This is a genomic window from Bacillus sp. KNSH39, from assembly GCF_052656585.1.
The window spans coordinates 2,614,821-2,633,438 of sequence record NZ_JBQXYO010000001.1; the positions used below are offsets into that span (position 1 = coordinate 2,614,821).

The window sequence follows — 18,618 nt, forward strand, 5'->3', positions numbered from 1 at the left end:
CTTCTTATATGCAAATGAATCTGTTGCATAAATACATAAGGGCATTATAATATTGAAAGTAGGATAAGAAAAAAGGGAGCGATAGAATCGTGTCAACAACTTGGATTATTTTATTAGCCGTAATCGTAGCATTTATCGGCTACACTGTATGGATGTACTTCTATCAGAAAAAATTAATTAAAACTCTTACAGAAGAAGAATTTCGCGCTGGCTACCGTAAAGCACAGCTTATCGATATTCGTGAAGCAGACGAATATAACGCAGGGCATATTTTAGGTGCACGTAACATTCCGTTATCACAAATTCGCCTTCGCCATAAAGAACTTCGTCAAGATCAACCTGTTTACTTATATTGCCAAAGCGGATTCCGTACAGGTCGTGCAGCGCAATACTTAAAAAAACAAGGCTACAAAGATTTCTACCAATTACAAGGTGGATTTAAATCTTGGACAGGCAAAATTAAAAAGAAATAATAACATACAAAAAACTAGCTGAATAAATCAGCTAGTTTTTTCATTTCATCTTATTCGCAATGTATAATAAATTCTGCTTGATTACCTTTTCATCGTTCTCTTCTACATTCCGATACAGCAGTTGATATTCAATTCCTTTCTCTTTCCATATAAGCGTAGCAAATTCGTCACCACGTTCATAATCATCTTTATTTTTAAAATAAGCAGACGTTCCATTATTCAGTTTCATTTGTTCTTGAAATCGCTTCTCTTCCACAAGATCCGGAAAACTATAAGGAAAGTTCGCGACATTTAACTCAATATACTCATTTCTACCTGGTTCTTTCTGTTTATATTTAATCGTTAAGACAGTGTTCTTTTTCCCAAGCGTTCTTACTTCCCCCTTCACATCACTTGTAATATCGTACGGTAAAAACGTTGGAACTTTAAACTTCACCGGAAAATATTTTGGAAGTTCCTTTAGCGGAATAGGATCCGTAACACGATCCATAGCTCCTCCCGTTGTTCCCACAAAGTGTTTTTCTTCTTGCATCGTTTGCTGAAACGAACACGAACTAAGCACGAAACTAGAAAACACGAAACAAATGATTCTTTTTTTCAATTTGTTTCCGCCCTTTCATATCGCTCTCTTAACGAACGAAGCGTTGATATTCTCTTCATATTCGCTTTGTCACCAAACTCCACCTTTGAAAACTTTCCACGTTATTCTCACACATTTTGACAACACTTTTTGCAAACAAAAAAGACCCCTATCATTCTTACGCCCAAGTGAAAAGGTTACGCGAATAAAAAGAAGTCTTATTAATACCATAGTTTGTGAAAAGCTTTTCAGGTCAAGATTTTTTCTTTCTTATTATTTTCCCTTTATAATAAGGGAAAGAGGTGATACATATGGCCAATATAAAACAAATTGCTAAAACTGCTGGTGTATCGATATCAACTGTTTCTCGTGTCCTGAATAATCACCCTTACGTAAAAGAAGAAAAGCGTAAGCGTGTTCTAGATGCTGTTGAAGAATTAAACTACGCAAAAAATATAAATGCTGTCCATTTAATAAGAGGGAAAACATATACAATTGGCGTTATGCTTCCTTTCATTAACCTCCCCTACTTCAGTACGATTATTGAAGGAATCGGAAACGAAGCGTTATTAGCTGGGTATCATATTAATTTATGTCAAACGAATTACGATAGCATTGAAGAAATTCGTGTTCTTGAAATGATGAAAATGAAACAATTTGATGGGATGATTATTTGCTCCCGAACGAGCTCTTGGGAACAAATCGAACCTTTTGCAAAATTTGCCCCTATTATTTCATGTGAAAAAATGAAGCATCCCCTCATTTCATCCATCTACGTAGATCATTATGAAGGTTTCCGTCTTGGTACTGCCTATTTACTAAGTAGAGGCCATGAAAAAATCGGAATTTGTTTAGCAAGAAAAACAAGTGTAAATTCCATGGAGCGCGAAAAAGCGTTCGCCGATACACTTCGTAACGAAGGGAAAACGTTGCATCCTGAATGGATTTTCCACCAATGCTATACAATGCAGGACGGAGCACAAATACTCCATCGTATTTTAAATATGAAAAATCGTCCAACTGCTATTTTCACAGCGAACGATCAAGTTGCAGCTGGTTTATTAACAGAGGCTCGAAAACATGGTATTCGAGTACCTGAAGACCTTGCTATCCTTGGATTTGATAATCATGAAATTTCAAAGGCATTAGAAATTTCCACAATTGAACATCCCGGTCTCGCAATGGGCTCACATGCTTTTTCTTTATTCCATAAGCAGATCCAAAGCGAGCAAATTGTCGGCAGTGCAAAAGAACTTTCATTCCATTTAATTGAGCGAGAGACTGTCTAAAAAGAGCGTTACTTATAACGCTCTTTCTCAGCTCTTCACCTATTGACTTTATATTTCCCATCTCATATAATGAAACTAACGAACGGTAGGTAGGGGATGAAAATGACAGCAAACCGCATTAAAGCTGTAGCACTTTCTCATTTCGCACGCTACGGCTATGAAGGAACTTCATTGGCAAATATTGCTCAAGAAGTTGGGATTAAAAAACCATCGATTTACGCACACTTTAAAGGAAAAGAAGAGCTATATTTCATATGCTTAGAATCTGCTCTTCAAAAAGATTTGCAGAGCTTCACAGGCGATATCGAAAGCTTTTCCAATTCGTCCACTGAAGAATTGCTTTTAAAATTATTAAAAGGGTATGCAAAACGATTTGGTGAAAGTGAAGAATCAATGTTTTGGTTACGAACTTCTTATTTTCCGCCTGATGCATTTCGCGAACAAATTATTAATAAAGCAAATGTACACATTGAAAACGTCGGAAAACTTTTATTCCCTGTATTTAAAAGAGCAAGCGAACAAGATGAGCTGCATAACATTGAAGTAAAAGACGCCTTAGAGGCTTTTCTATGCTTACTCGACGGTCTTATGGTTGAACTATTATACGCAGGTTTAAATCGTTTTGAGACACGTTTAGACGCTTCTTGGAAAGTATTTTGGCGCGGACTTTCAAACTGACGGATTGCTCCTTTGCAATGCGTCGTTTTTAAGCCCTTTACCTAACGACTGGTAGGAAGGAGAAATGACATATGGCATGGATTTATGTAATTATCGCTGGTATTATTGAAATATTTTGGGTGATTGGACTAAAAAAAGCAGAGGCACCACTTGAATGGGCTGGTGTTGCTCTATTAATTACAATTAGTTTCGTCTTATTATTTAGAGCTTATAAAGATTTACCTGTCGGCACTGTATACGCAGTCTTTACAGGAATCGGAGCTGGTGGAATCGTTCTTACAGAGATTTTCATCTTCGGAGAACCTTTCTCTATCGTAAAAGTTTTATTAATCGGTTTAATCTTCTTCGGAGTAATTGGTTTAAAACGAGTAACAGAAGAAAAAGAAGCGAAGGAGGCCGCATAAAATGGCTTGGGTATTTTTAATTCTAGCTGGTATTTGTGAAATTATTGGTGTACTCTTTATGAAAGTAGCCACTGAAAAGAAAGGCTGGGCACCAAAAGTTATTTTAATCGCTAACTTCGGCGTAAGCTTCTTCTTCTTATCTCTTGCGATGAACACATTACCGATGGGAACTGCTTACGCAATTTGGACTGGAATCGGAACTGCCGGAAGTGCACTTCTAGGCATTCTCATTTTCCGAGAATCAGCGGATTGGCGTCGTCTTGCTTTCTTAAGCTGTATTCTATGCGGCGCTGTTGGCTTAAAACTATTAAGCTAACGAGAGGTGAATGTCATGTGGAAAGAACAAGGAAAGAAAATATTAGCATGGATCACACTTGGTATCGTCATTCTATTACAAATAAGTTTTCATATAATAGAATCATTGTTTCATAAAGTATTATCCATTCTCACATTCCTTCCTAACATGACAATTGAAATGATATCAATTGTTTGGTCCATTATCGCCTCCATTGCAATCGTCATTATATGGAGTATCGCCAAACTATGGAATAAGTTATTAAAAAAGGACAGTACTTCTGAAAAAGAGTAACTGTCCTTTTTTATATTCATTCAGACTTTCTGTAGAAGTTAGATGTGATAAGACAAAACAGACCAACTATGGCAATACTTATACCAACCCTTTTAGTAAACTTGGAAATAACGGTGGTATATCCGAGTAAACATTTGCTAATATGAGACCGATTGAAAATAAAAATATTCCTATTCTATATAACCATTTTCTTTTGTTCATCATTCTCCCCTCCTAACATTTTTCATACACTCCTTTCTTTTGGACATACTACCTAAAAAAAGGAGTGAATAATATGCAAAATTCTATACATAAGCAAATCCTATTTTTATTTTTCCTATTTCTTATTCTCATCATCGTTTTCAGCTTTATATTACATACTCCGAAAGATGTGCCAAATAGCGTTTCTTTTTATAAACTACTGCTCTCGTATTGTCGTTATTGAAGAAGGTGCCTTTTTTAAGGCACCTTTTAAAATTCTCTTTTTTCATATATTTTTACTGAAACAAAGGTAGATGCTATGAACATGCACATGGAACTAATGAATAACAAGCTGTTGTATAGTTGAATTTGTTCTAAGTTAATTTGAAACAAAGCTTCTAAAACAACTATCGGTGCCATGAATATTACTATCGTAATGAAAATGGTTTTCTTATACCCTAGCCAAAAGGATATTGGTAAAACAAAACTTAAATACAATAAAATAAAGCTAATACTAGCAACCATTGTCGTTTCAAGAAATTCAAATAAGTTAACCCCACTCTTCATTCCCATCGTGAAACAACCGACCGTTACACTTATAAAAAGAATAATAATTGCTACTATATATTTCGCATACACAATTTGTTTTCTCAATATTGGTAAACTATTTACTATAACTTCACTCTCATTTTTACTATCTGCTTCAAATGTTTTTACTGTTGCTCCAATTGTAATAATTACGGACATAATTATGAACAGATTTTCCGTATCTGTTAAGGCCATATAAAAGAAAACAGGATACAGTATGTACCAAATTAAAAACTTCCATTGAATGATGAAATCTTTTAAAATTAGTTGTTTCAACGCTATTTTCCTCCTCTCACAGATCACGTTCATTGTACAAATGAATTGAGAAAAACATGGACATAATATACAAAAGAATGAGTCCTGCTATAAAACAAATATTTACGACTAGACTTGTGCTCCAAGCATTCTCTACATCTAACCATTCACTACTTACAATCACTCCACTTAATCCACCAACTATAATTCCCATAAAATACGCCGCCTGTTTCGAACTGCTACATTCTACTAAAAATTCAATTGGCAGTACGATCATGCTATAAACCAATCCTCCCGTTATTCCGCCAAGAATCTCTCCCCACAGCGTAAATCCAGTTATATGTTCATTTTGCAACTGAATTAGACCAATCAAAAGTGAGAAAATCACACCTAAAACAACTAAAATACTTATAAATATGTATTTTGCTATGACAATTTCCTTACGTTGAAGCGGTAAACTATTTAATATCTTTTCACTCTTATTTCTAGCCTCATAACTCGTCGACCATATTGTTCCAAGGATAGGTATAGTTATACTAAGTGTCACAAGAAAATTGTCGCTACCAAAATCAATAATTGTAAGGAAAAGCAAACATATAAAACCAATAAATCCTAACTTTCTTTGCATCATCATATCTTTTAAAACTAATTGCTTGATCATATATTACACCTCACTGAACTCATTCCTTAACATCAATTATTCGTTTTTATATAAGACAAGCCAATAAGTATTAAAGCTCTCTCTTTTTAAAACTCACAATAGCTATAAACATTGAAGCTAAATAACTTACACACGCGCCTATACTCAAAATACTAATAACTAATAGCATATCTGAAGTTCGAAAAATCATTAACATAAGCCTTTCATCCGTAAATATATTGCACATAAATCCTAGTAAACCTATTATAGGAAAAAGCATAACTAATCCCAGCATAGTAACCGTTCGCTTATCCTCACTATATTTTATAGGAAGTATCATAACAGCATACAGAACAGAAAAGAAAATAGCTATAAATGCTGCATACCAAGGAATATTTATATTTTCTTTTAATACAAATACAGGGAGTATAAAGAATACGAATGTAATGATTAAGCTGAATGCCATAAAAAATAGTGTCGATATGTATTTCGCAATGACAATATCTTTTCTAGTAAAAGGTAGACTTACTAATATTTTTTCCGTACTATTTTTCTCTTCATTTGATAAAGAGATTGAAATCATCAAAAGACATATAGCAAAACAAACATACGCCATTTGAAATGGTTCTATAGAGTTTTGGAATGCTCCGTATATTGGTAAGATCAAATAGATAAGAAACATTTTTCTTTGTAAGAAAAACTCCTTCAAAATCAATTGCTGCATGTTAATCCCCCTCCCTACAACTCACATGCTCCGTATATTTTAATTGCAAGAAACATAGAAAAAATATATATATTAGCTAATGCCATTCCCCCAACTAGAAACCACATAAAATGTGAAGGAATCATAACCCATTCAACAAACGATAATGCCGCCATTTCTCCTTCACCAATAAACATCCCAGCAATAACCCCTACCATAGCCGCTCCACCTGTAAATAGTCCGCGTGCCATTTTAGATTTTGTTCCGTAATAACTAGGAAACAGCACCGCTATATAAACTAAAGAGCATATCGCCACTCTAACTACGGCATACCAAGGGATTTCGATATATAAATCCGAATGATATGCACGAATATCACCAACGACACCAACACTTCGTATTAGAAAAATAACAAACATCGTTACAAGCATGCTCCCAGCGATAAATATTGCACAGGAAATATATCTAGCGATAACGATATCCTTTCGACTTAGTGGTAAACTATTCATAATGACATCACTATTATTTTTTTCATCCATCCCTATCAATATTGTTGATGTGGAAATTGTTATCAGTAAACAACTTAAAGAAAATACCGTTTCACCAATCGGCTCTATAAAAGAAAACATTAGTGGCATAATTAGATACACTAACCAAATCGCCCGAAAAAAGAACAAATCTTTATATACGAGCTGACGCATAGGCACCTCTTCCTTTCGCGGTGTAAACGATAATATCATCTAATGTAGGCTTTTCTAGTACAACCTCATTTCCAAACCAATCTATGATTGCTTGTTTATCATTCGCTAAACCTTCAAAACCAAATTTATTTTTTCGTAATCCAACAAATAGTTCTTTTCCTTCTCGGTCTAATAAATCATTACTTCCTTTTACGATTACGTAGTTCTCCATTAAGTCTTCTTTTTCACCAGTAAATATAATTTCTCCATCATTGATGAACGTAACATAATCTGCAATGCGCTCTAAATCTGTTGTAATGTGCGTTGAGAATAATACGGATACTTCATCTTCCATTACAATTTCTTGCAACATATCAAGTAATTCACTTCGAACAACTGGATCTAACCCTGCTGTCGGTTCGTCCATAATAATAAACTCTGCGTGGTGCGAAAGTGCGATGGCAATCGCAAACTTCATTTTCATCCCTTTAGATAGCTCTTTAATTTTTTTATACTTTGGAACTTGCAATCTATGCATATACGATTGATACTGCTCTTCGTCCCACTTTTTATATAACGGTGCAATAATACGCTTCATTTGTTCACACGTTAAATCTTCGTAATAATGATTTTCATCATATACAAAGCCGATATTTTGTTTTATTTCCTTTTCAGCTTTCTTATTGTCCTTGCCAAAAATTTTTATATCTCCGTTATCTTTTTTAATTAAATTCATAATCATTTTGATTGTCGTACTTTTTCCGGCCCCATTCGGTCCGACAAACCCCATAATATATCCGCGTGGTAACATAAAACTTATATTTTTCACTGCGAAATCTTCATAACTTTTACAAACGTTTTTTAACTCTAACATCTCTTATTCCCCCTTATATAAAAACGCAATCATCTGCTGTAATTCTTCAAGTGAAAGCTGCAACGCTTTACTTTCATTCACAATTTCTTCCGCTTTACTTTCCAATAGGCGAAGCCTTTGTTCTTTTAATAGTTCATTATTTTTACGTGAAACATAAGTCCCCTTCCCAGCAACAGTTTCTATATATCCTTCTTTTTCAAGCTCCTCGTATGCACGCTTCGTTGTAATTACACTAATTTGCAATTCCTTCGCTAAGCTACGAATAGACGGTAATTGGTCTCCACCCTTTAAACCACCATTTAAAATAAGCTGGCTTAATTGTTTTCTTATTTGCACATAAATAGGGTCTTGGGAAGAATTCGAAATAATAATATTCATGTTTTCCTCCAGTGTGTGTATATACTGTATATATCTTATATATACAGTATATACACATCATCCTATTTTTGGCAAGAAAAAAAGACCAACATTTTCCTGTTGGTCTTTCGTATATGTATCACTTTTCAAAGCGATCTAACATCTCGTCTCTCATTCCGAAACTTACTACTGCAATTCCTATATACATAAACAGAAGGAATGCCGGATGAACCGTGTTGTACCAGCTGCTGTCAACGATTAAGTAAATCGTTAATGCGACAACAAGAACAAACGCTAAGATAAACATATAAAAGTGTCTTGTACTACCCATGATAAACTCCTCTCTTCTCACTTCACCATTCAACAGTTTATTTTATCGAATAATTCGATATGACTCAAGGTTAACTTTCTGTTATGTAATCAAGTTCTACCTTTACAATGTCCTCACATGCTATTGAAATGATTGTTCCTTGTTTATCAATCGCCGTCACTTCTCTATTATCCATTACACGATTTGCTACTCTTTCTAACACTTTTCCTTGGTCTCGATAGCAAAATTCTTTTACATCTTTAATTGTTTCTCCATTTTCTAAATGGTATACCATTCTATAACATCGATATCCCACACTTTCACCCCCGTCTTGTTCGTTTTTTCACATATACATAAAAATGAGTAATCTTTGCCTCATCACATCTTCTTAATTTCAATAAAATTCTAACAAAAATAAATACTTTTATCAAACCGACTTTTTCAACAAAACTACCTATAAAACTACACCTTTACACCATTAGGAAACAAAAAATATATTTTTTTAACATTTTCTTCACTATTTCTGCATAAAGTGAAACTTTAATCAGTGGGGATTTTTGTTCATCCCCACTGATTATTAGTTGAACCAATCGGGCATTTACGGACAGTTTATCTCCCACCTGACTTCTTTGCACCAGCTAAGTTTTGAGTTGGAAGTTTACTGTCCGTTAATGCGGGACAAATTATCCATACAAAAAAAGAACCCGCCTCAGCGAGTTCTTCTTTTGTTATTCTAATCAAACTTGTACAGGAGCTGGCTTTGCATAACGTAAAACTGGTTTACGTGCAGCCATCGTTTCGTCTAAACGTTTAATGACTGTCGTATGCGGTGCTTCTTGTACAACTTCTGGATTTTCTTCTACTTCTTTAGCGATTTGAATCATCTTATCAATGAAACCATCTAATGTTTCTTTTGATTCTGTTTCTGTCGGCTCAATCATAATACATTCTTCCACATTTAATGGGAAGTAAATTGTTGGTGGATGGTAACCAAAATCAAGCAGACGTTTTGCAATATCTAATGTACGTACACCAAGTTTCTTTTGACGACGACCTGATAATACAAATTCATGCTTACAATGTCTATCGAATGGAAGATCATAGAATGGCGCTAATCTTCTCATCATATAGTTCGCATTTAATACAGCATACTCCGTTACTGCACGCAAACCATCTGGACCCATAGAGCGAATATACGTGTATGCACGAACGTTAATTCCGAAGTTACCATAGAATGGTTTCACACGACCAATTGCTTCTGGGCGGTCGTAGTTGAAGTGATAACCACTTTCCGTTTTCTCTAAAATCGGTTTTGGTAAGTACGGAATTAAATCAGCTTTCACACCTACTGGACCAGAACCTGGGCCACCACCGCCGTGAGGACCTGTAAATGTTTTATGAAGGTTTAAATGCACAACGTCAAATCCCATATCTCCTGGGCGTGCTTGGCTTAATACCGCATTTAAGTTTGCACCATCATAGTATAATTTACCGCCTGCATTATGGACGATTTCTGCCATTTCTAAAATATTTTCTTCGAATAGACCTAATGTATTAGGATTTGTTAACATAAGTGCTGCTGTTTCTTCGTTTACAACACGTTTTAAGTCTTCTAAGTCAACAAGGCCATTTTCATTTGATTTTACTGTAATTGTTTCAAAACCAGCTACAGTTGCAGATGCTGGGTTCGTTCCGTGAGCAGAGTCAGGTACAATTACTTTCGTACGGTTAAAGTCACCATTCGCTTCATGGTATGCACGAATTAACATTAAACCTGTCCATTCTCCGTGTGCACCAGCTGCTGGTTGTAAAGTAACAGTATCCATACCTGTAATTTCAATTAAATGCTCTTGTAAGTCGTACATTAATTCCATTGCACCTTGTACTGTTTTTTCATCTTGCAGTGGATGAATATTTGCAAATCCTGCGAAACGAGCTACACTCTCATTAATTTTCGGATTATATTTCATCGTACAAGATCCAAGTGGATAGAATCCAGAATCAACACCGTGGTTACGGTTTGAAAGTGCTGTATAGTGGCGCATAATATCAAGTTCAGATACTTCTGGTAGCTCTGCATCTTCTACTCGAATATAATCGCTCTCAAACACATCTTCTAGTTTCACTTCTTCTACATCTAATTTGGGTAAGCTATATCCTACGCGTCCTTCTTTACTCACTTCAAAGATAAGTGCTTGGTCTTGGTTCTTCATTGGATAGCCCCCATTTCGTTTACAAGTGTGTCAATTTCCTCTTTTGTACGAAGCTCAGTTACTGCTACAAGCATATGGTTTTCATGCTCTTTATAATCACGGCCTAGATCGTAACCACCGATAATATTCTTTTGTAATAATGCATCGTTTACTTCTTTCACTGGACGTTTGCAATCTACAACAAACTCATTGAAGAATGGTCCAGCAAATGTTACTGTGAAGCCTTTCGCTTCAAATTGACGTTTTGCATACTGTGCTTTAGAAATGTTTTGACGTGCCATTTCTTTCACACCTTGTTTGCCAAGTGCCGTCATTGCAACAGAAGCTGCTAATGCATTTAACGCTTGGTTTGAACAAATGTTAGATGTCGCTTTATCACGACGAATATGCTGTTCACGTGCTTGTAACGTTAATACAAATCCACGTTTACCATCTGAATCTACAGTTTGTCCAACAAGACGTCCTGGAATTTTACGCATAAATGCTTTCGTTGTTGCAAAGTAACCACAGTGCGGTCCACCAAACTGCGTTGGAATACCGAATGGTTGTGCATCACCGATTACAATATCAGCACCAAATTTCCCTGGTGGTGTTAATGCGCCTAATGATAATGGATTTGAAGAAACGATAAATAATGATTTTTGTTGATGAACGATTTTTTCAATATCAGCTAATTTTTCAACTTGTCCGAAGAAGTTTGGATATTGAACGATTACACAAGCAACTGTATCATCTACTTCACTTTGTAATACGTCTAAATCTGTTACACCATCTTTATGATTAATTTCAACAACTTCAAGATTTTGACCTTTTGCATACGTTTCAAGTACTGCTCTTGATTCTGGATGAACCGCGCTAGATACAAGAATTTTCTTTTTGCGAGTATGGCCAGCTGCTAACATTGCCGCTTCAGCTAAAGCTGTACCCCCGTCATACATAGAAGAGTTTGCTACATCCATTCCTGTTAATTCACAAATCATTGTTTGGAATTCAAAGATTGCTTGTAATTCCCCTTGTGAAATTTCCGGTTGGTATGGTGTATAAGCTGTATAAAATTCTGAGCGAGAAATAACATGATCTACAATTACTGGAGCATAATGATCGTATACGCCTGCTCCTAAGAAAGAAGCGTATTCTTTTAAGTTAGCATTTTTATTAGCCATTTGAGATAGCTCTTTTAAAAGCTCTGGCTCTGATTTTGCTTCTTTAATTTTTAAATCCCCTTTAAAACGAACACTCTCTGGAATATCAGAGAATAATTCATCGATCGTTTGAACGCCGATCGTTTGTAACATTTCTTTTTTGTCTTCTTCTGTCATTGGAAGATAACGATGCAACATGAAATCTACCCCTCTCCCCGTTACTTTGAACGTTTGTAAAATGGTGTTGGAACAACTACTGCTTTGACGCGTTTATTACGAATTTCAATTTCTACTTCTGTATCAACTGCTGCGTATTTTACATCAATTAGTGCTAAACCAATGCTTTTCTTTAACGTTGGAGATTGTGTACCACTTGTTACTTCCCCAATTTTTTCTTCACCAATAAATACAGGGTAATGCGTACGAGGAATTCCACGTTCGATTACTTCGATGCCGACTAATTTACGAGGCGCACCGTTTTCTTTTTGCTCTTTTAACGTTGCTTTTCCAAAGAAGTCTGCTTCTTTATTTGTTTTTACCGCAAAGCCAATTCCAGCCTCAATCGGTGTAATATCTTTTGATAATTCTTGTCCATAAAGTGGTAATGTTGCTTCGAATCGAAGTGTATCACGAGCACCTAAACCACATGCTTTTAAGCCCTCTTCTGCTCCAACTTCAAGAAGTTTCTCCCAAAGTTTTGCAGCATCTTCACTCTTACAGTAAATTTCGAATCCATCTTCACCTGTGTAACCTGTACGAGATACAAGTGCTGGAATTCCATCTACAAGAATATCGTTTTTAAATTTAAAGAACTTAATTTCTTTCAAATCTTCTGACACAACTTTTTGTAAAATGCCTTCTGCTTTTGGTCCTTGAATTGCAAGCTGTGCAACTTCACTAGAAACATTGACTACTGTCGCATCGCCAATTACATGACTTGCTAACCATTCGTAATCTTTCTCGATATTTGATGCATTGATTACTAATAAATAGTCTTCTTCACCACGTTTGTAGATTAATAAATCATCTACTGTACCACCATTTTCGTAGCACATAGCTGTATATTGTGCGCCCCCTACCTTTAAGGTAGATACGTCATTTGTAACAACACGTTGTAAAAATGCTAAACTATCTACACCTTTTACTTCAACTTCTCCCATATGAGACACATCGAACAAACCTGCAGCTGTACGTACAGCTTCGTGTTCTTCTTTAATGCTTGAAAATTGAACTGGTAATTCCCAACCACCGAAGTCGATTGTTTTCCCACCATACTTCGCGTATACATCAAATAACGGTGTACGTTGTAATGTAATCATGCTCTCTCCCCCTTATGCTTTGACAAATCAATAAAAGTTGCTTCCCTTTTCTAAACATTTTCATTCTGAAAAGATAGGATATACGGAATCTCATTATATTTTTTTATGAAAGCGTAAATAAAAAATCACTTTCTTGGATAAAATACGAAAGATTCCACACATTTCACACCATTATCCTAACATCATTCGCTATATTTCATCAATATTCTAGCATAAAAAATAATTTAGAATTTTTTATGTTAAAACACAATAAATACAGCTTTTGAGATTTAATACTTTATTATTGTCTATCATATAGCCTTTAATAACGATAATTATGCCTTCTTTTAAGGTAAATCATCATACATTAAAAAATAATTACTTTAGTTTATAAAAGGTGGGAGAGTTGTAATGAATGTCGATATTTCCGTAGATCGGACGTGGCAAAACAATTTTTTAAATAGAATTGACGAAGATGGTCCTTGGACAAACTGGGATTTATATCACTTAGCTTATGAAACAGAAAAATCGTTACTTGTTCCTACTTTTGATGGACTACAAGCACCGAAACATTTATCCCATTTCACACCGCTTCCGCATCAATTAGAAGTCGCTCAAAATGTGATTGAACAAATGAATGGTAAAGCGATTCTAGCAGATGAAGTAGGCCTTGGAAAAACAATCGAAGCTGGACTTATTTTGAAAGAATACATGGTCCGCGGGCTCGTGAAAAAGGTACTTATACTTGTCCCAGCTTCTCTCGTATCACAATGGGCATACGAGCTGAATACAAAGTTTTTCATTCCCGCTGTAGCACAAAAGAAAAGCTACTCATGGGAACAAGCTGACGTAATCGTATCATCAATTGATACTGCAAAACGTTCACCACATCGCGATATCGTGTTGAACTTAGAATATGACCTTATTATTATCGATGAAGCACATAAACTGAAAAATAATAAAACAAAAAACTATGAATTTGCACAACGATTAAAAAAGAAGTTTTGTTTATTACTAACCGCTACTCCTGTTCAAAATAAGATTGATGAAATTTTTAACCTTGTTTCTTTATTAAAACCAGGACATTTAGGCAATCAATCCAACTTTGAAGAATATTACGCTTCCAAAAATCGCTCAGCCGAATCAGATGAAGACTTAAAAGCTCTCATTAATAAAGTAATGGTGCGAAATAGACGACATAATACCGGTATCGATTGGCCGAAGAGACATGTACGTACAATTTTTGTTGAGTTTAATGAACAAGAACAAGCTCTATATAATGATATCGAAAATTGGCGAGGACAAGACGCCTTCACATCTGCTTTCTCATCGTTAACGTTAAAACGGGAAGCGTGTAGTAGTCGTGAGGCTGTTTACTATTCATTGAAAAAGCATGTAGAAAAAAGACAGAAAGAAAACGAACATTATATAAAAGATCCACATATCGATGTGCTAATGGACAAAATTAATCATATTCCTTTCAACTCGAAAGCAACTAAAGCTCTAGAGCTTATAAAAGAAATTGACGATAAAGTCGTCATTTTCACGGAATACCGAGCATCACAGATGTACTTACAATGGTTTTTACAACAACACGGTATTTCTTCTGTCCCATTCCGCGGCGGATTTAAACGCGGGAAGAAAGATTGGATGAAGGAACTTTTCCAAAATCGTGCCCAAGTGTTAATTGCAACGGAAGCTGGCGGAGAAGGCATTAACTTACAGTTTTGTAGCCATATGATCAATTATGATTTGCCATGGAATCCAATGCGTCTTGAGCAAAGAATCGGACGTATTCACCGTCTCGGTCAAAAGAATGATGTTCATATTTATAACTTAGCTACAAAGCATACTGTTGAAGAACATATTCTGAAACTGTTATATGAAAAAATCAACTTATTCGAGCGTGTTATCGGTGAACTCGATGAAATTTTAACGAGAATTAATATGAAAAACATCGACGCGCACATTCAAGAAATTTTCGCGCAATCAAAAAGCGAAGGTGAAATTAGAATTAAGATGGAAAACTTAACATCTATAATCGACTTTGCGAAACGAAATGAAGCTGAGGTGCAAGGCTATGCAGCAACATGAAATTCATAATTACTTATACAATTTCTTTGAGGCGAATAACTGTGAAATTTTAGAACGTTCTCCTCATTTATTAGATGTACAGTTAACAATTGAGATGGATAAATTATTAATGAATCGCCCTTTTTATTGGCACTATCTTGAGAAAACAGGAGGCGTACCGAATCCGATGCGCCTTACTCTTATTACAAATCCAGAAAATGAAGAAAATGATGGTGAGCTTATTCACTACGGTTCACCACGTCTACATCAAATTTTCCAAACGACAAAAGAATTAGGCTCTTACATACGTTTATATGAGGATGTAAGACATAATGGGGCAACACATACACCGCTCCACCCTTGGCTCGGTATTAATATAAAAGTTTCCTATCAATGTGATCGAAAAAAAGACATCCTTCACTCGATTGGCATTCATCTCATTTCTGGAACAATGATGGCAAACTTTCATGAAACATTAACAAACATTAAACTTACACCAAAAATACCTGATTTTTGTTTTACGCTCTCGCCCATCATTAAACCTCAAAGTGGTTTACAACGTATAGAAGACGCTTTAAAAAATATAATTGCAGAAGATGACCATACGTGGGCAAAAGAAGCAAGAGTGCGTTGGAATCATGATTTAGACCTTTTAAACCGTTTTTATGAAGAAAGTGACGAACTTCCTGAGAGCTATGAAATTGAAAAACAAGCTCTGCAAGAACAGTATGAACCACGTATTACAGTGCAAATTATTAACGGTGGACTCTTTTATGTTACCGCGAATCATTTTCTATCAAAATAAAGCTCCTTCTGCTTTAGAAGGAGCTTTATTTCGAGTTACTCTCTATCCTCATTACGCTCTTGTTGTTTTTGCTTTGCCATGCGTTTTTGATACGCACGATCCTTCGCGCTCACATGATTTGCATCAGTTGGAAGATTTTCTTTCGAACGTCCAATTCCATTGCTCATCTTTCCCACTCCTTTTTACGTTTTTCAGAATACATGTTTATTTTCAGCTAGAGTTACAATCCTTATACAAAAAAATAAGAGCAGCCATTGGCCACTCTTACTCGCTCACATATTTTTGAAACATATCATGGATGCCTTTATTTACTAGGTTCGAGATCTGCTCGTCAGATTTATTCGGATAACGATCACGCAATCTGATAGATGCCTTCACCATTAAATTTTCTAATACAGAACGGCCACCTTCTCCATAAATAATTTCAGCATATTTAACAAGCCTTCCATCCTCTACTGTTGCTGGATTATGATTGAAGAAAAATTTACTCATTGTCTCCACCTCTCTCTTTTGATAACGTTTACATTTATATAGATTATTTATGTTATTTATTTCACAATATTGTATGCATGTATATTTAATTAGTTTCATTATAAAGCAACATATCGATAGTAAATATGTGATTTTCCGTCCATTTTGTGAACAAATTAAAAATGAAAGCGTTTCCTTTATTATATACTAAAAAAACTTACTACGCTAGGGGCAATTTTTTCAATCTACTAACCCCTCGAAAATTGATATATTTTTTCTTTTCCCATTAAACCTTATACAATTTTCAGAAATTATATTATAAAATATATGTATGACTTAAGGAGGCTTTGTATGAATCAAAATAAAAAAGCTATATTAGATCTTGTCTTTTATCTCGTAATCCCATTCCTCATTTGGAAATTTGCAAAACCTTATATCGATCCTTATTACGCGATGTTACTTTCCTCTGTTCCGGGGATTATTTATACACTGTATACCTTTAAAAAAGAAAAACAGTTTAACGTGACAGGGTTCTTTATTTTAATTACACTCATTTCTAATACAACGGTAGATTTATTATCTGGTTCAGCTGAACGAATGTTGTGGAATGATGCATATTATCACATCGTACTCGGTATTATCGTCATCTGTACAATTTTCATAAAAAAACCACTCATGTTATATTTCGCTGCGGATATTGCAGCGCTGCAAGGCCATGACCGCGATAAAAGTCGTGAACTGTATCGTGATAGTCGTATATATCCAGCACTGCAATATTTAACGTTATTTTTCGGGCTGCAATTTATATTAAAAAGCTTTTTAAAAATTTATTTCATCTCTGTTTTTGGTGTAGATGGCTATGGTGAAATGAGAGCGATTATGACCGCTGTAGGCTGGGGCATTTCTATTTGTATCGGAATAGGATTTGTATGGGTGAACAATAAAATACATGCCGTTACTGAGGAAAAAGAGTCTGTACAATAGAAAAAAAACTAGTTCCTTATTGGAGGCCACAGAAAAACATATGTGTAACGAATAGAGATGACTTTCCGTTCAAGTTTGAACAGAAAGTCATCTCTTTCTTATTATTTTTTATTCTTTTTCTTTCATTATAAAAATAGTCTTATTTGGCAAAATTCCTTTTTTGAAGCTTTTTTCATACCCTATAAATTCTCCATTCTATTTCCATGTTACGATATATTCTTTTTTCATCAGAAAATAGAATTTTTGCAATTCCGTCTTGTAAATTTACCCTATCATCCACTATGTGCTTCGCAAATTTTTTCTATTGGAGGCACTTTTTTATAACCATCAACACATTTTCCTTTTCCACTATTTACAAATTATAACGTTTAATAATTATTTAAAATTATAACGTATTAATTATTTATTTTAATAATTTATTATAAAAATTTTTCATTTTTATTTATATGTGATATTACTTTCAAAATTTTTATGAATCTTTCCATTTTCTATATACCACATTCCGCCGTAGGGTAGACTACCACGCATTCCTTCAAGAATAGATAGTCCATCAATTGACTCTCCTGCAAATTTTAACATGTGAGGGGTGGCTAATGATGAGAAACTAAAGGTTCTTTGTGCATTCCAATTTGTATCTTTATATAATCGACGACACATTTGAATCCAGCCTAACAAAGTCCCTGTAACAATCCATGCATCAGGTTCCCCATTTGTGAAACGTATTGCTGGACGTAACCATGAAGCAGCCTCTTCAGGCCAGTCTACTATATTTAGTACATAGCCTCCCTTTCCTTCGCTTCCTCCTTTTGTTTCCCATAATTCAGCTATAGCATAGGCTATCTCTTTCGAGACATTATCTCTCCCATGACCAATTGTAATGGATTCAATTGGTGGATGGACGGAGGTAAGTAAATTCATCAACGTACCCATTTCTATTTCTTTTTGTGGAATTAGAGATTTCAATTGTTTTAAAATTGATTTTTCTGTATTCTCAATCAAAGGAGAAAAAGAGTAACGTTTTATCTTAGACAT

The 18,618-nt window shown here is 35.1% G+C and carries 25 protein-coding genes and 1 pseudogene; 10 read left to right on the plus strand and 16 right to left on the minus strand.

All coding sequences use genetic code 11. The features are described from left to right. Window positions 1-89 precede the first annotated feature (89 nt). On the plus strand, window positions 90-473 hold the full coding sequence (locus tag ACUL40_RS13260; protein ID WP_000108653.1) for a rhodanese-like domain-containing protein: 384 nt from the start codon (window positions 90-92) through the stop codon (window positions 471-473). 40 nt (window positions 474-513) lie between these two features. On the opposite strand, the gene ACUL40_RS13265 is transcribed toward ACUL40_RS13260, so the two are convergent. Continuing rightward, entirely contained in the window at window positions 514-1,050 is a 537-nt protein-coding gene (locus ACUL40_RS13265; protein WP_033666640.1) for a hypothetical protein, read from the minus strand. A 314-nt stretch (window positions 1,051-1,364) separates the two neighbouring features. On the opposite strand from ACUL40_RS13265, the gene ACUL40_RS13270 reads away from it, so the two are divergent. The 5 genes from ACUL40_RS13270 (at window position 1,365) to ACUL40_RS13290 (ending at window position 4,013) form a co-directional block, all read left to right on the plus strand. Further along, window positions 1,365-2,342, plus strand: a complete 978-nt coding sequence (locus ACUL40_RS13270; RefSeq protein WP_001273985.1) for a LacI family DNA-binding transcriptional regulator — start codon at window positions 1,365-1,367, stop codon at window positions 2,340-2,342. Window positions 2,343-2,438: 96 nt separating this feature from the next. Continuing rightward, on the plus strand, window positions 2,439-3,020 hold the full coding sequence (locus ACUL40_RS13275) for a TetR/AcrR family transcriptional regulator (protein ID WP_002005730.1): 582 nt from the start codon (window positions 2,439-2,441) through the stop codon (window positions 3,018-3,020). Between the two features lie 71 nt (window positions 3,021-3,091). Continuing rightward, window positions 3,092-3,424, plus strand: coding sequence for a DMT family transporter (locus ACUL40_RS13280; RefSeq protein ID WP_000312339.1), 333 nt, complete (start codon window positions 3,092-3,094; stop codon window positions 3,422-3,424). Window position 3,425: 1 nt separating this feature from the next. Beyond that, entirely contained in the window at window positions 3,426-3,740 is a 315-nt protein-coding gene (locus tag ACUL40_RS13285; RefSeq protein ID WP_000312623.1) for a DMT family transporter, read from the plus strand. Between the two features lie 15 nt (window positions 3,741-3,755). Further along, window positions 3,756-4,013, plus strand: coding sequence for a DUF3975 family protein (locus ACUL40_RS13290; RefSeq protein WP_000265429.1), 258 nt, complete (start codon window positions 3,756-3,758; stop codon window positions 4,011-4,013). A gap of 16 nt (window positions 4,014-4,029) precedes the next feature. Here ACUL40_RS13290 and ACUL40_RS13295 read toward each other — a convergent pair. From ACUL40_RS13295 to gcvT, 12 genes and pseudogenes are all read right to left on the minus strand, one after another. After that, window positions 4,030-4,217 (minus strand): annotated as a pseudogene (locus tag ACUL40_RS13295) (hypothetical protein). A 246-nt stretch (window positions 4,218-4,463) separates the two neighbouring features. Further along, a complete protein-coding gene (locus tag ACUL40_RS13300; RefSeq protein WP_000811452.1) occupies window positions 4,464-5,057 on the minus strand; it encodes an ABC-2 transporter permease in 594 nt (197 codons plus the stop codon). A gap of 16 nt (window positions 5,058-5,073) precedes the next feature. After that, window positions 5,074-5,697, minus strand: coding sequence for an ABC-2 transporter permease (locus tag ACUL40_RS13305; RefSeq protein ID WP_074047460.1), 624 nt, complete (start codon window positions 5,695-5,697; stop codon window positions 5,074-5,076). Window positions 5,698-5,767: 70 nt separating this feature from the next. Continuing rightward, the gene (locus tag ACUL40_RS13310) at window positions 5,768-6,400 is read right to left on the minus strand and encodes an ABC-2 transporter permease (protein ID WP_001186580.1); all 633 of its coding nucleotides are present in this window, start codon (window positions 6,398-6,400) and stop codon (window positions 5,768-5,770) included. 14 nt (window positions 6,401-6,414) lie between these two features. Then, window positions 6,415-7,080, minus strand: a complete 666-nt coding sequence (locus ACUL40_RS13315; protein WP_326038167.1) for an ABC-2 transporter permease — start codon at window positions 7,078-7,080, stop codon at window positions 6,415-6,417. Beyond that, entirely contained in the window at window positions 7,061-7,933 is an 873-nt protein-coding gene (locus ACUL40_RS13320; protein WP_065211834.1) for an ABC transporter ATP-binding protein, read from the minus strand. The genes ACUL40_RS13315 and ACUL40_RS13320 overlap by 20 nt, the downstream gene beginning before the upstream one ends. A gap of 3 nt (window positions 7,934-7,936) precedes the next feature. After that, window positions 7,937-8,311: a GntR family transcriptional regulator gene (locus ACUL40_RS13325; RefSeq protein ID WP_001021353.1), complete on the minus strand. Its 375-nt coding sequence runs from the start codon at window positions 8,309-8,311 to the stop codon at window positions 7,937-7,939. A 118-nt stretch (window positions 8,312-8,429) separates the two neighbouring features. Further along, entirely contained in the window at window positions 8,430-8,621 is a 192-nt protein-coding gene (locus ACUL40_RS13330; RefSeq protein ID WP_000535933.1) for a hypothetical protein, read from the minus strand. 70 nt (window positions 8,622-8,691) lie between these two features. Further along, a complete protein-coding gene (locus tag ACUL40_RS13335) occupies window positions 8,692-8,895 on the minus strand; it encodes a DUF3929 family protein (protein ID WP_000262496.1) in 204 nt (67 codons plus the stop codon). A 442-nt stretch (window positions 8,896-9,337) separates the two neighbouring features. Continuing rightward, window positions 9,338-10,813, minus strand: a complete 1,476-nt coding sequence (gcvPB, locus tag ACUL40_RS13340) for an aminomethyl-transferring glycine dehydrogenase subunit 2 (RefSeq protein ID WP_074047462.1) — start codon at window positions 10,811-10,813, stop codon at window positions 9,338-9,340. Beyond that, window positions 10,810-12,153, minus strand: a complete 1,344-nt coding sequence (gene gcvPA, locus ACUL40_RS13345; protein WP_000903228.1) for an aminomethyl-transferring glycine dehydrogenase subunit 1 — start codon at window positions 12,151-12,153, stop codon at window positions 10,810-10,812. The genes gcvPB and gcvPA overlap by 4 nt, the downstream gene beginning before the upstream one ends. 20 nt (window positions 12,154-12,173) lie before the next feature. Further along, on the minus strand, window positions 12,174-13,274 hold the full coding sequence (gene gcvT / locus ACUL40_RS13350; RefSeq protein ID WP_000631769.1) for a glycine cleavage system aminomethyltransferase GcvT: 1,101 nt from the start codon (window positions 13,272-13,274) through the stop codon (window positions 12,174-12,176). Window positions 13,275-13,664: 390 nt separating this feature from the next. Here gcvT and ACUL40_RS13355 point away from each other — a divergent pair, with 390 nt between their 5' ends. Beyond that, the gene (locus tag ACUL40_RS13355; protein WP_001100040.1) at window positions 13,665-15,347 is read left to right on the plus strand and encodes a DEAD/DEAH box helicase; all 1,683 of its coding nucleotides are present in this window, start codon (window positions 13,665-13,667) and stop codon (window positions 15,345-15,347) included. After that, complete coding sequence (locus ACUL40_RS13360) at window positions 15,334-16,131, plus strand: YqhG family protein (protein WP_001183964.1); 798 nt, start codon at window positions 15,334-15,336, stop codon at window positions 16,129-16,131. The genes ACUL40_RS13355 and ACUL40_RS13360 overlap by 14 nt, the downstream gene beginning before the upstream one ends. Before the next feature lie 35 nt (window positions 16,132-16,166). On the opposite strand, the gene ACUL40_RS13365 is transcribed toward ACUL40_RS13360, so the two are convergent. Then, entirely contained in the window at window positions 16,167-16,298 is a 132-nt protein-coding gene (locus ACUL40_RS13365; protein WP_000064668.1) for a hypothetical protein, read from the minus strand. 97 nt (window positions 16,299-16,395) lie between these two features. Beyond that, on the minus strand, window positions 16,396-16,623 hold the full coding sequence (locus tag ACUL40_RS13370) for a hypothetical protein (protein WP_000032702.1): 228 nt from the start codon (window positions 16,621-16,623) through the stop codon (window positions 16,396-16,398). A 73-nt stretch (window positions 16,624-16,696) separates the two neighbouring features. Between ACUL40_RS13370 and ACUL40_RS13375 the strand changes: the two genes are divergently transcribed. Continuing rightward, window positions 16,697-16,813, plus strand: a complete 117-nt coding sequence (locus tag ACUL40_RS13375; protein WP_001987222.1) for a hypothetical protein — start codon at window positions 16,697-16,699, stop codon at window positions 16,811-16,813. 140 nt (window positions 16,814-16,953) lie between these two features. Further along, the gene (locus ACUL40_RS13380; protein WP_001073110.1) at window positions 16,954-17,586 is read left to right on the plus strand and encodes a VC0807 family protein; all 633 of its coding nucleotides are present in this window, start codon (window positions 16,954-16,956) and stop codon (window positions 17,584-17,586) included. 438 nt (window positions 17,587-18,024) lie between these two features. On the opposite strand, the gene ACUL40_RS13385 is transcribed toward ACUL40_RS13380, so the two are convergent. Further along, window positions 18,025-18,618 carry a hypothetical protein gene (locus ACUL40_RS13385; protein ID WP_000034918.1) on the minus strand — a complete coding sequence of 198 codons (594 nt, stop codon included), beginning with the start codon at window positions 18,616-18,618 and terminating at the stop codon, window positions 18,025-18,027.